Source organism: Gemmata algarum (genome assembly GCF_034097035.1).
In the GTDB taxonomy this organism is placed as follows: domain Bacteria; phylum Planctomycetota; class Planctomycetia; order Gemmatales; family Gemmataceae; genus Gemmata; species Gemmata algarum.
Genome location: NZ_JAXBLV010000194.1, coordinates 46,706 through 58,657 on the forward strand (window position 1 = coordinate 46,706; position 11,952 = coordinate 58,657).

Consider the following 11,952-nt stretch of genomic DNA (forward strand, 5'->3'; position numbering starts at 1 on the left):
GGATCGCCGGCGCTGGGCACCCAGCCCTGCACAGGGCGGGAGCCCTGTGCATCCATTCACGCCGCTCTCGCCCTGTGCGCCCACTCGCGGCGCCTCTGGGCACAGGGCTGCCGCCCTGTGCTACGCCCGCCGGCCCCTCCGGGGCGGAAAAGAAGTTAAAAGACAAAAGCGCTGCATCCTCTTTGCCTTTTGACTTTGCTCTTGTGCCTTGGTCTGGCACCCCGGAGGGGTCGCCGGGCGTAGCACAGGGCGGGAGCCCTGTGCGCCCCAGCGCCCCCCGTCACTCACCGCCGGGCCGGCGGCCCGGTCACGGAAACCGGTTCCGGCGCGAGGTCGGCTTCGGCCGGCCGCGCGCCCGGGAACGCGTCCGTCCCCTCGCCGATCGGCTCGTCCGGCCCGAAGATCGACCGCGCGCCCTGCTGGAAGTTGTCGAACTGCCCCGCCCGGAACGCCCAGCTCAGCGCCAGCACGGCGGCCCCGCCGAACAGCAGCATGGAGCCGATCACGGTGGCGAACAGTGCGACGTCGGTCGGGCTCATGCCCCCGGCCGCCGCGCCCTCGGCGGCCCCGCCCCCGGCAGCGAACAGTGCGGAGTGGAACGCGCTCACTGTTTCTCCTTCGCGTCCTTCTTGGGCTCGTCCTTCTTCGGCGCCGCCGGCTGGACCGGCTCGGGCACGGGGAACGGCATCGTGTCGCCCGGCCCCTTCAGCCGCGCGAGCAGTTTGCCGCGTGCCTCGTCGCGGGACATCTTCGCACCGACCCCGTTGAGGGCGGCCTCGTTGCGGGCCTTCACCTCGTCGAGCTTGGTCGCGGCGTCGGGCTTCGGCTCGGCCTTCGTGTCGGCGGCCCGCTGGGCGTCCGCCTCCTTCTCGCGGGTGGTCACGAGCCACATGAGGAACAGGAACGCGAACAGCACGCCCAGCGCCGCCCCCACCGTCACGAACGGGAAGCGCGGCGACCGATCGGCGGAGGCGGGTGTGTCGGACATCGTATGGTCTCGTGTGTCGGGGCCGCGCCGGCCGCTCACGGCGTCTCGTTCTCGTACCCGATCGTCTCGTTCAGCCGGGCGTCGCGGATCGGGATCAGCGGAAGCCGCGCGAAGCCCCACACCGCGGACAGCAGCAGCACCCCGAACATGCACACCGGGGCGGCCACGTCCAGCCAGTGGAAGTGGACCGTGTCCTGGTGCAGCACCGGCATCACCTGCCAGTAGAGGTCGTAAGCGTGCATGACGAGGATCCACGCGCTGGCGACCGCGAGCCAGAACGGCGACCGCTTGTGCGCCCGCGGCAGCAGCATGAAGAACGGCACCACGAAATACAGGATCGGCAGCAGCATCGATAGCGTGTACCAGCCCCCGTTGCGCCGCAGCAGGTAGAACTGCGTCTCCTCGGGCACGTTCCCGTACCAGATCAGGAAGTACTGCGAGAACGCGATGTACGTCCAGAACACAGTGAACCCGAACATGATCTTCGCGACGTCGTGCAGGTGCTCGACGGTGATCGTGTTCCGCAGGAAGCCGGCCGCGCGGAGCGCCAGCACGAGCAGCACGCCGGTCGCGAGCGAGCCGCGGATGCCGCCGGCCCAGAAGTACACGCCGTAGATCGTGCTGAACCACGAGTACTGGAGGCTCATCAGCACGTCGAACGCGAAGAAGCTGCTCGTCAGCCCCAGCAGCGCCACGCCGGACGGCGCCCACCACTGCATCGTCCGCGTGAGGGCCACGCCGCCCACCGCGTCCTGTTTCGTGGACCAGCGGCGCATCGCCACCGAGTACCCGACCCACACGGCGAAGTAGAGCGCGAGCCGCGCCAGGAAGAACGGCGTGGCGAAGTACGTGTGCTTCACGTGCCAGAGGTGCTTCAGGTACCCCTCCAGCGGCTCCTGGCCGTGGACGAAACTATACCACGCGTGCAATTCGCCGGTAAATGTCCCAACGAGAACCGGCAGGAACAGCACCGTCAGCGGCAGGATCGCCCGGCTGATGTTCTCGAACACCCGGCGCAGCCCGACCGACCAGCCGGCGTCCGCGACGTGGTGGATCATCGTCCAGAACAGCGCGCCCAGTGCGATGTCGAGGGCGAACACGTACCCGAACAGGTACGAGTGGTAGAACTGTTTCGGGTCGAGGCGCCACCCAACCGCGAGCGCCGCCCCGGACACCAGCACGGCGGCGCCCAGGACGCGAGCGGCGCGGCCGAGCGCGTCGCCGACCGGCGCGACGCGGTCCGGCAGCCCCGCGGGGTACGTGAGCGGGTGCGGCTCGCCGTGCGTTTCGTTGTTGATGCTCGCGCTACTCATCGACCTTCTCTGTGTGCGGCGCCGCCGACCTCACTTCACCGCAGGGCTGCCGTAGGCGAACTGCAACTCGCGCACGTACGCCACGATCGCCCACCGGTCCAACACGTCCCGGACCTGGTGCCCGTAACCGGGCATCGCGCCCTTCCCGTTGGTCACGGTGCCGAACAACTGTCCGTCCGGCTGGGCCTGGATCTCGGGCGCGACCACGTTCGCAGGGGGCACACTCAGCCCGTATGCGCCGACGATTCCGTAAGCGAGTTCGCCGCCACCGCCCCGCCCGCTCGCGCCGTGGCACACCGCGCAGTGGCGGTCGAACTGCGCCTGCCCGCGCTTGAGCAGCGCCTCCCACCCGCCGGCCCGCTCGACGGCCGTCGGCGGCAGGTGATTGACCCAGTACGTCTCGTTCAGTTTTGTGGACCGGACCGTCACCGCGGCCGACTGCTTCACCGGCCACACCCGGGCGCCGACCCAGCGGTCCCGGAGCCGCGGCTCGACGCTCTTCTCGGGCGGGATCGTTGGCGGCACAACGCGCACGCCGAACCAGTGGCCGTGCGGCTTGAAGCGCAGCGCCACCGCCGTTTCGGTGGTCACGAATGCGGGCTTCGCCGGGGCACCGTCCGGGCCTTTGGCCGCGGCGTTCGCGACCCCGGTGTAGTAGCGCGGGTCGGCCTTCAGGAAGTCCGGGTTCGGCGCGGCGTGCCGGCCGGCGTCGGCGGCGTAGTCGGTGCCGTCGAACGGGACCGTGCCCTCCACCGGCAGGCGGCTGCTGCGCCCGTCGGCGAAGTACCGGCTCTGCCCCTGGCTCGTGTACTTCGCCTGGTACTTCATGTCCAGGAACAGGTGCCACGGCCGCGCGTCGCTGCCACGCCCGCGGAACCCGAGCACGCCCACGACGGCCCCGAACGTCACGAACAGGGCGGTGAACATGTAGAGGTACGACATCACCCGCCCGCGGCAGCCGAGCCACGCGGCCAGCACCGTCGCGACGAGAACCAGCGCGCCGGTGGCGAGGACCGCCGCCAGCACGCCGTTCATGAACAGGTTCGGGTCAACGCCGTACATGCTTCATCGGCCTCGAAGAACCCAGCCCCTCTCCCCAGAGGCGGCGCGGGCGGGTTGCCGTTACGCCTCCACCACCGCCACGTGCTTCCCGCCGAGCGACTCCAGGAAGGCCCGCGTCTGGTCGGGGGCGAACTTCGCGTCCTTCGCCTCGACCGTCAGGAAGAACCCGCCCTGCGTGCTGCGGCCGAACGTCGGGTGGCTGTCGAGCGGGTGGAAGAACTTCGGCAGCCCGCACAGCCCGATCAGGCTGAACAGCGTGAAGAACCCGGCGAACAGGATCGTCATCTCGAAGAACACCGGCACGAACGCTTCCCACGAGCGGTACTCCTTCCCGCCCACGACCGTCGGGTAGTAGTACGCCATCAGGTAGAACTGGAGCACTACCGCCGCGGTGAGGCCGGTGAGCGCGCCGGCGAGCGTGAACACCGGCAGCCGACTCCGCGTGCGGCCGATCGCTTCCTTCATCCCGTGGACGTAGAACGGGGTCCACGCATCCAAATGGGTGTACCCCGCGGCCAGCGCCGCCTTGGCCGCGGCGAGCAGTTGCGCGCCGTTGGCGAACTCCGCGACCGCGCCCCACGGGGCGCCCGTGCCGCCCGGCGTCGGGACGAACGCGGGCACCGGCTCGGGGTGCGGCCTCACCTCGGTGACGGGCTGCGACGGCGGGCCGAACGCCGCGGCCATCGCGTGGTCCGCGGTGGGGTACGTGCCGTCCGTTCCCTTGAGGTACGCCCCCGGGGCCGGCACGGTCCCGTGCGGGTTCGCCATCGGCAGCACGCCCTTCACCTCCGCCATCGCCACCATCGGCAGCGCCCGCAGGAACAGCAGCACCAGCGTGAAGAACAGCCCGAAGTCGCCGATCATCTGGAGCCAGTCCACCCACGTCGGGTGGAACTGCCCCCACGAGCCGGGCAGGAAGTCGTGGTGCAGCGACTGCACGATGATGACGAACCGCTCGTACCACATGCCCACGTTCACGAACGTGACCACCAGCAGCACGAACCACGGCGTCTGCCGGCACCACCGCACCCAGAACACCTGCGGGATGAACAGGTTGCAGGTCATCATCACCCAGTAGGCCCAGGTGTAGTCGCCGTCGAACGCGCGGTTCTTGAACGTCTGCCACTCGTAGGGGCTGCCCGAGAACCACGCGATGAACAGCTCCATGCAGTACGCGTACCCCACGATGGTGCCGGTCGCCATGATGAACTTGCACATCACGTCGATGTGCTTGACCGTCACCATGTTCTCCAGCTTGTACACCGCGCGGGCCGGGATCATCACCTGGAGCACCATCGCGAACCCGCCGAAGATCGCCCCCGCGACGAAGTACGGCGGGAAGATGGTGGTGTGCCAGCCCGGGATCAGCGAGGTCGCGAAGTCGAAGCTCACGACCGAGTGGACGCTCAGCACCAGCGGGGTGCTGAGGCCGGCGAGCATCAGGTACGCGACCTCGTAGTGGCGCCAGTGCCGGGTGCTGCCGCGCCACCCCAGCGCGAGCACCCCGAACACCATCTGCCGGGCGCGGCTCTTCGCGCGGTCGCGGAGCGTGCCGAGGTCCGGGATCAGCCCGATGTACCAGAAGATCAGCGAGATCGTGAAGTACGTCGAGATCGCGAAGAAGTCCCACAGCAGGGGCGAGCGGAAGTTCTGCCAGATGTGGTTCGCGTTGGGCAGCGGGATCGAGAACCACACGTACCAGAACCGGCCGACGTGGATGCCCGGGTAGATGAACGCGCACATCACGGCGAAGATCGTCATCGCCTCGCTGAACCGGTTGATCGACGTGCGCCACTTCTGCCGGAACAGGAACAGGATCGCGCTGATGAGCGTGCCGGCGTGGCCGATGCCGATCCAGAACACGAAGTTGGTGATGTCGAACGCCCACGCGACCGGGACGTTGCTGCCCCACACCCCGACGCCCGTCGAGATGAGGTAGGTGGCCGCGAGCACCCCGCCGCACGTGAGCGCGGACGTGAGGAGCAGCGTCGGCCACCACCAGTACGGCTGCGGCTTCTCGGTGATCTCGCTCACCTGCCGGGAGACGGAGTCGTAGTCCGCCGGCCCCCACACGAGCGGGATGCGCGGCAGCGGGTCCGGGAACGTCGGCCCGTGCGGCGTGTCGTGCGTCTCGTGTGTAGCGGTAGTCATCTCGCGGACCAAATGGGTTCTGTTCACCCGGAACCGATTTCAGCGCTCCGACCCGTTGCCCGACAGCGGCCGTTCACCGCATCGGGCCGCGAACGGCTTCAGAGATCCAGAACAGCCAAATCACCGCTCCCAGCAGCGCGAGCGGGATTCCGATCAGGCGGCGAAGCGCGCGGACCCTTCGCCGCTCGTTCACCACCGCCGGCACGGCGGTTGGCCCCGCCGACACCTTGCGCGCCCGTTTCGGACGCACGAGAGCACACGCGAGGAGCCCTCCAGCCGCGCCGATCGTACCCCCGGCACCCGCGTTAACGATCCAGAACAGCGGGCCGGCCGGGTCCTTGGCGAGCGTATCGCCGAAGGTGCCCAGGCAGCAGGTGGGCACCCCGGCCCAAGCGGCGCAGGCGATCACGACCGCCCGGCACTCGCACCACGCCCTGAGCTTTGCGTACGTCACACCATGTCCGGGTTCGGGTTCCGCACCCGCGGCAGGTAGCTCGTGCGCGGCTTCGTGTTCAACTCGCCGAGCAGCAGGTAGTCCGCTTCCTTTGCCTTCAGCTTGCTCACCCGGCTGTGCGGGTCGAGCATGTTGCCGAAGGTGATCGCCCGCGTGGGGCACGCGGCTTCGCACGCGGTCACGATGACGCCGTCGGGCACGATCACGCGGCCCTGCGCGTCGAGGTCGTAGCCCGCCGCCGCCGGGTACTTCGGCCGGCAGTAGCCCGACGCCGCTGCGCCCGGCTTCAGCGTCTCGCCAAGCTCGATCGTGCGCCGGCCCTGCGCCACCTCCGCGGCGGCGATCTTCGCCCCGTATTTGCCGCGCTCGATCCGCTGCTGGCAGTAGGTGCACTTCTCCATCACCCCGCGCATCCGCACGGTCACGTCGGGGTTTTTCTGCATCTTCAGCGTCTCGGGCACGCCGCTGTCGGTGAAGCTGGCGCCGCCGCTCGCCAGCGGGGTCGGGACGCGGAGCTCGTCCAGCCGCCGCTTGTTGAAGTCGAACCAGTTGAACCGCCGGACCTTGTAGGGGCACGCGTTTGAGCAGTACCGGGTGCCGATGCACCGGTTGTAGACCTGGAGGTTCAGGCCCTCGGGGCTGTGGACCGCGGCGTTCACCGGGCACACCTGCTCGCACGGCGCGGCCTCGCAGTGGACGCACGCGAGCGGCTGCGAGACGACCCGCGGGTCGGCGTCGGCGGTCTCGCCGTCCTGCGCCGAGAAGTACCGGTCGATGCGGATCCAGTGCATCTCGCGGTTGCGCTTCACCTCGTGCTTACCCACGACGGGGATGTTGTTCTCCGCCTGGCACGCGATCACGCACACCGAGCAGCCGGTGCAGGCCGACAGATCGAACACCATGCCCCACTGGAACTGGCTGTCCAGCAGTTCCGGGCGGGCGAGGTCGAGCGGGAACCGCTCCTGCTTCTCCTTGGCGGGCGCCGGCTTCTGCTGCTTGTTCCCGTAACCGCCCTGGAACTGCTTCTTGAGCGCCTCTTCGGTCAGGTGCGCGTCCGGCGCGAGGCCGAGCTTCGGCCCGTGTCCGCCGGGGGGCTGGTGCGTGTGTGCGTCGCCAGCGGTCCCGTGATCGGCGTGCGCGATCGTCTCGCGGACGATGTCGCGGCCCTCGGGTATGACGCCGTGCTCCTGCGTAACGACGAGATCCGCCGTGCGCCCGGTCTTTTTGAGCTTCACCCCGGTGACGGTGTGGAGCGCGTCGGACGTGCGGAACGGGAACACGTTCGTGCCGCCGCCGTCGGGCACGTGCGCGATGCGCATCTCGCCGAAGTGCCCGAAGCTCAGCGCGACGGAGCGGTCCGCCTGCCCCGGCGCCACGAACACCGGCACCTCCAGGGCGCGGCCGTCGCGGTCGAGCCGCACCACGTCGCCGGTGGACAGGCCGAACTCGCGCGCGGTCGCGGGGCTGACGAGCGCCGCGTTGTCCCACACCAGCTTCGTGATCGGGTCCGGCATCTCCTGGAGCCACGGGTTCATCGCGCCGCGGCCGTCGTGCAGCGCGTAGGACGGGCGGAACGTGACTTCCAGTGCGTCCTTGCTCGGCGCCGCCGGGGCCTTCACCGCCGCGAGCGCCGCGGCGACGCTCGCCTTATTCGCGGTCACGCTCTTGAGCTTGGGCGCCTTCTCGTCGGCCTTCGCGAACCCGAGCGCCTTCGCCTTTTCGGCATCGACCGGGAAGAAGCCGACCTGCTTGTACCGGTTGAACTCGGTGTCGAAGTTCGGCGCGGTCGGCGCGAGTCCGCTGCGGTCGCCGAACGCCTTACGAACGTAGTGGTAACCGGCCTTCTGGGCCGCGAAGAACGACCCGACGGACTTCCCGTCGGCGCCGGGTGCTTGCGCGAGCAGGGCCAGCACTTCGAGCGCCGTGCGCCCGCCGCGCGCGGGCGGGGCCGCGTCGTCGGCCGAACTCTTACCGCTGTTCAGCGGCGCGATCAGCGGTTGCACGCAGCACAGCGAGCCGTCACCCGCCTCGGCATCGCCCCAGCTCTCCAGCGGGTGCGAAAGCGGCAGGTGCCAGTCGCACAGCTCCGAGGTGTGGTCGTAGTAGAGTCCCAGCCGGAGCTTCTTCGCGACCTTTGCGAGCCCCTCTGCGAACTTCAGGTCGGCGGGGGCGCTGAACGCCGGGTTGCCGCCGACAACGAGCAGCGTGCTCACATGCCCCGCGGCCATCGCGGTCGTCAGTTCCGCGAGCGTCTTGTCGGTGTGTTCGGGCGGCGCGTCGCGGAACTCGGTGAGCCCCGCGGCGTAGTTGCCGAGGGCCTCGTTCATCGCGTGCGCGAGGGCGTGAACCCAGGCCGGCTGGCGCGGGCCGACGACGACGAGCCCACGCCCCGCGTGCACGGCAACGTCCTTCGCGACGGCTTTGACCCACTTCTCGGGGAACTCGGGCGCCGCCGGGAAGCGGTCCGGCAGCGCGTCGGGCTTCTTGAGCGCCTTTGCGTGCGCGGCCTTCAACTCCTTCGCGAGGGCAACGAGGTACGCGCCGATCTGCGACGCCGCGAGGCGCAACCGGTGATCGGCCATCGTGCCCGTGACCGTGTACGTCGGTTCCACGACGTAGAGCCGGTTCATGTGCGCTTCGTCTTGGCGCTTGGCCGCGAACCCGCGTGATTGGTAAACGTGGTCGCCCTCGTTGCCGAGGAAGTCGCCGTCGAGCGCAAGGACGAGGTCCGCGCGGTCGAAGCGATACCGCGCGACGAGCTTCGCCCCGAACGCGATCTCCGCGCCCTTCAGCGCCTCGCCGGTGTCGGCGGCCTCGTAGCTGAACCAAGTAGCCTGCGGGAGCTTCGCCTTGAGGGCCTCACGCAAGGCCCGGAGCGAAGGCGAGGGGACCTGCTCCGTCAGGATCGCGAACCCCTTACCCTTGTCCGCCAAGAGGCTCTCAGTTGTGGCACGGGCGAAGCGGTCGAAGTCCTCCCACTTGCGCGGCGCCTTGCCCTCCATGACGCCGGGGCACTTCTCCGACATCAGCCGGTCGGGGCTGTAGAGGTCGTACACCGTCGCCTGCGCCTGTGCGTCGGTGCTCCCCAGGCTGCACGGGTGCTGCGGGTTCCCCTCGACCTTGGTGGGGCGCCCGTCGTGGCTCTCGACCAGGACCGGCAGCGCGCCGCCGGGGCGCGGGAGGCTCGTCGCGTAGAACGTCGGCTTGCCGGGCACGGCGTGGCCGATCTGGTCGTCCGGGACGGCCGAGAACGGGAGGATCTGGATGTCCGGGCGGCGGCACCCGGCTAGCGTCGCGGCGCTCAGGGTGGCGGCGGACAGCGCGAGGAACTTGCGGCGGTTGATGCCGGCTTCCGCGGGGTGATCGTCGAGCGGCTCCGCCTCGCCCGCGGACTCGAACACGTTCGCGAAGCCGGGGAACTCCGGGGCCGGCGCGCCGGGCCGGCGTTCGGAGCTGCGGGGGTAGTCGGTTCGCTCGGTCATGTGCTCGTGAGCGGCGCGGCGCAGAGCCCGCCGGTTTGGGTCCGACGCACCGGCGGGCTCTGCGCCGCGCCGCTCGCCTCACTTACCGGTGACACGCCTGACAGTGCATCGGCGGGGCGACCTGAAGGTCCTTCTGGATCGCGGCGCCGATCTCGTTCACCGTCTTACCGGGCGGGGGCTTCCAGCTCAGGTTCGTCACGTCCTTCACGTCGCGCAGGTGCGCGTGCGGGTCGGCGTGGCACTGGAGGCACCAGCCCATCGTGAGCGGCTTGTCGTGCCGCACCACCGGCATCTCGTTCACCTGCCCGTGGCACGACACGCACGACACGCCCTTGTTCACGTGAACGGCGTGGTTGAAGTACGAGTACTCCGGCAGCTTGTGGACCCGCTTCCACTCCACCGGGCGGCCGGTGTCGTAGCTGTTGCGCACCGGGGCGAGCAGCAGGCTGGCGCCCTTCACGTTCGCCTTCTTCGGGTTGTGGCAGTTCATGCACGTCTGCGCGGCCGGCACGCTGGCGTGCGGCGAGTCCCACACGGACTGGTGGCAGTACGCGCAGTCCATTCCGAGCTTGCCGGCGTGCAACTCGTGTGAGAACGGCACCGGCTGCTCCGGCGTGAAGCCGACCCGGGTGTAGCTCGGCAGCGCGTAGTAGTACCACCCGGTCGCGGCGAGCGCGGCCGCCACCGCCAGACCAATAGCGCCTTGGCGGACGTAACCGTCGAGTGATCGCGGGAAGATCGCAGGCACGCACTCGCCTCCGCCGGGGCGACCGGCACGGGTCGCCCTCGCGACTTTGTGAAAAGTTTCACAAGTGTAGCGTTATGCTACGGAACCTGAGTGTACGGCGGCAAGAAACGGGTGCGAGAAAAATTTCGCTCGGATCAGTCCGGCCCGCGCACCGCCGGCTTCACGGTCGCAACGAAGAACTCGCGGAGCCGCGCCAGCGCCTCGGGCGCGATCGGCGGCAGAGCGCTGGCGGCGGCGTTCGCTTCGGCCTGCGCGCGGTTCCGGGCGCCCGGGATGATCGTCGTGACCGCGGGGTGGTCCAGACACCAGCGCAGCGCGAGCTGCGGCAGCGTGTAACCGGCGGGCACAAGCGGCTTCAGCTTCTCGACCATGTCCAGCCCGGTCTCGAAGCCGAGCCCGGCGAACGTCTCGCCGACGTTGAACTTCTCGCCGTTGCGGTTGATGGTGCGGTGGTCGTTCGGCCCGAATGTGGTTCGCGGCGTGTACTTCCCGGCCAGGAGCCCGGAGGCGAGCGGGAGCCGCACGATGATCGCCACGCCCCGCCGCCGGCACCGGTCGAGCAAGCCGCTGGTTTCCGGCGTTTGCCGGAAGATGTTGAAGATGATTTGCAGCGACGTGCAGTCGGGTTGCTTCAGACACTCTTCGGCCTCGGCGACCGACTCCACACTGGCCCCGAAGCGGGCGATTTTACCCTCTTGCTTGAGCCCGCGCAAGGTGTCCCACACCTCGGCGCGTTTCAGTTGCTCCATCGGCAGGCAGTGGAGCTGCGTGAGGTCGAGGCGCTCGACCCCGAGCCGCTTGAGCGAGTTCTCGGTGTGCTCGCGGATCGTCTTCGGCTCGAAGTTGGTGGGCCACCCGGGGCGCGGGAACCGGCCGAACTTCGATGCGACGAAGAACCGCTCGCGCGGGTATCCCTTGAGGAACCGGCCGATGAGTTCCTCGCTGCGCCCGGCCCCGTACACGTCGGCGGTGTCGAGGAACGTGACGCCCGCGTCGGCCGACGCACGCAGCACCTCAATCGCGTCGGCCTCGGCCACGTCGCCCCACTGGTCGCCGCCGATCTGCCAGCACCCGAGCCCCACTTCCGATACGGAGGCCCCGTCGAAATCGCGGTGCGTCATGACTGCCTTTCGTCTGAATGAGCGGGCGCCCGCGGTCACGGCTTGCCGATGAACCCGAACAGCAGGAACGGGGTCACGATAATGAGCGGCACCCCAAAAATGGTAAACAGCACGAGCCCGGCGTGCTTGGCGAGCTTGTTCATAGCGACCCTTTCCGCGTCAAGAGCGTGTGCTCAGAACGATACGAAGTCGCCGCAGGCGCGGCCGCGAGCCGCCCGCCCTTGCGCGCCGGGGAGCGAATTGACTCCGGGCGCCGTTCGTCACGCTTTACAACAGATCAGGACGGACGATAGAATTCGCCGACGTGAATCGGAGAGCGACACATGACGCACAACGCGATCCCGGCGGTGCTGGAACCCGACGACCTGCTCGCAATGCCGGGCGGGGATCGCTACGAATTGATCGACGGCCGGCTCAAGGAAAAGGAAATGGGCGCCGAGTCGGACAAGGTGGCGCTTCGGATCGGGGGATTGCTGGACCAGTTCTGCGTGCGAACCAAAAGCGGCATCGCGTTCGGCTCGCAAACCGGGTTCCGGTGCTTCCCTAAACAGCCGAAACTGGTCCGTAAGCCGGACGCCGCTGTCATCGTCGCGGGGCGCCTGCCGGATGACAAATGGCCGAAAGGCGATATCG

General features: G+C 69.1%; 10 protein-coding genes and 1 pseudogene. 1 reads left to right on the forward strand and 10 read right to left on the reverse strand.

Annotation, left to right across the window (positions count from 1 at the left end):
• Window positions 1–284: 284 nt before the first annotated feature.
• From ccoS to R5W23_RS20470, 10 genes and pseudogenes are all read right to left on the reverse strand, one after another.
• Window positions 285–608, reverse strand: coding sequence for a cbb3-type cytochrome oxidase assembly protein CcoS (ccoS, locus tag R5W23_RS20430; RefSeq protein ID WP_320687883.1), 324 nt, complete (start codon window positions 606–608; stop codon window positions 285–287).
• On the reverse strand, window positions 605–988 hold the full coding sequence (locus R5W23_RS20435; protein ID WP_320687884.1) for a hypothetical protein: 384 nt from the start codon (window positions 986–988) through the stop codon (window positions 605–607). The genes ccoS and R5W23_RS20435 overlap by 4 nt, the downstream gene beginning before the upstream one ends.
• Before the next feature lie 35 nt (window positions 989–1,023).
• The gene (locus tag R5W23_RS20440; protein WP_320687885.1) at window positions 1,024–2,301 is read right to left on the reverse strand and encodes a hypothetical protein; all 1,278 of its coding nucleotides are present in this window, start codon (window positions 2,299–2,301) and stop codon (window positions 1,024–1,026) included.
• Between the two features lie 30 nt (window positions 2,302–2,331).
• Window positions 2,332–3,363, reverse strand: a complete 1,032-nt coding sequence (locus R5W23_RS20445) for a c-type cytochrome (RefSeq protein WP_320687886.1) — start codon at window positions 3,361–3,363, stop codon at window positions 2,332–2,334.
• Between the two features lie 60 nt (window positions 3,364–3,423).
• Window positions 3,424–4,131 carry a DUF3341 domain-containing protein gene (locus R5W23_RS32760; RefSeq protein ID WP_407936153.1) on the reverse strand — a complete coding sequence of 236 codons (708 nt, stop codon included), beginning with the start codon at window positions 4,129–4,131 and terminating at the stop codon, window positions 3,424–3,426.
• Window positions 4,117–5,514: pseudogene (gene nrfD, locus R5W23_RS20450) on the reverse strand (NrfD/PsrC family molybdoenzyme membrane anchor subunit); the annotation flags it as partial. The pseudogene nrfD and the gene R5W23_RS32760, both read right to left, overlap by 15 nt.
• Window positions 5,515–5,587: 73 nt before the next feature.
• Window positions 5,588–5,968 carry a hypothetical protein gene (locus tag R5W23_RS20455; RefSeq protein WP_320687888.1) on the reverse strand — a complete coding sequence of 127 codons (381 nt, stop codon included), beginning with the start codon at window positions 5,966–5,968 and terminating at the stop codon, window positions 5,588–5,590.
• Complete coding sequence (locus R5W23_RS20460; protein WP_320687889.1) at window positions 5,965–9,450, reverse strand: 4Fe-4S dicluster domain-containing protein; 3,486 nt, start codon at window positions 9,448–9,450, stop codon at window positions 5,965–5,967. The genes R5W23_RS20455 and R5W23_RS20460 overlap by 4 nt, the downstream gene beginning before the upstream one ends.
• An 82-nt stretch (window positions 9,451–9,532) precedes the next feature.
• Window positions 9,533–10,198 carry a cytochrome c3 family protein gene (locus R5W23_RS20465; protein WP_320687890.1) on the reverse strand — a complete coding sequence of 222 codons (666 nt, stop codon included), beginning with the start codon at window positions 10,196–10,198 and terminating at the stop codon, window positions 9,533–9,535.
• Window positions 10,199–10,332: 134 nt separating this feature from the next.
• Window positions 10,333–11,319 (reverse strand): aldo/keto reductase, encoded by a 987-nt coding sequence (locus R5W23_RS20470; RefSeq protein WP_320687891.1) that lies wholly within the window; start codon window positions 11,317–11,319, stop codon window positions 10,333–10,335.
• Window positions 11,320–11,642: 323 nt separating this feature from the next.
• On the opposite strand from R5W23_RS20470, the gene R5W23_RS20475 reads away from it, so the two are divergent.
• On the forward strand, window positions 11,643–11,952 hold a 310-nt coding region (locus tag R5W23_RS20475; RefSeq protein ID WP_320687892.1), incomplete at its 3' end, for a Uma2 family endonuclease.

What these genes read in the sequence shown, in the direction of transcription:
- R5W23_RS20445 (WP_320687886.1), bottom strand. Translation starts at nt 3,363, where the DNA reads ATGTACGGCGTTGACCCGAACCTGTTCATGAACGGCGTGCTGGCGGCG.
- R5W23_RS20460 (WP_320687889.1), bottom strand. Translation starts at nt 9,450, where the DNA reads ATGACCGAGCGAACCGACTACCCCCGCAGCTCCGAACGCCGGCCCGGC.
- R5W23_RS20470 (WP_320687891.1), bottom strand. Translation starts at nt 11,319, where the DNA reads ATGACGCACCGCGATTTCGACGGGGCCTCCGTATCGGAAGTGGGGCTC.
- R5W23_RS20435 (WP_320687884.1), bottom strand. Translation starts at nt 988, where the DNA reads ATGTCCGACACACCCGCCTCCGCCGATCGGTCGCCGCGCTTCCCGTTC.
- R5W23_RS32760 (WP_407936153.1), bottom strand. Translation starts at nt 4,131, where the DNA reads ATGGCGAACCCGCACGGGACCGTGCCGGCCCCGGGGGCGTACCTCAAG.
- R5W23_RS20440 (WP_320687885.1), bottom strand. Translation starts at nt 2,301, where the DNA reads ATGAGTAGCGCGAGCATCAACAACGAAACGCACGGCGAGCCGCACCCG.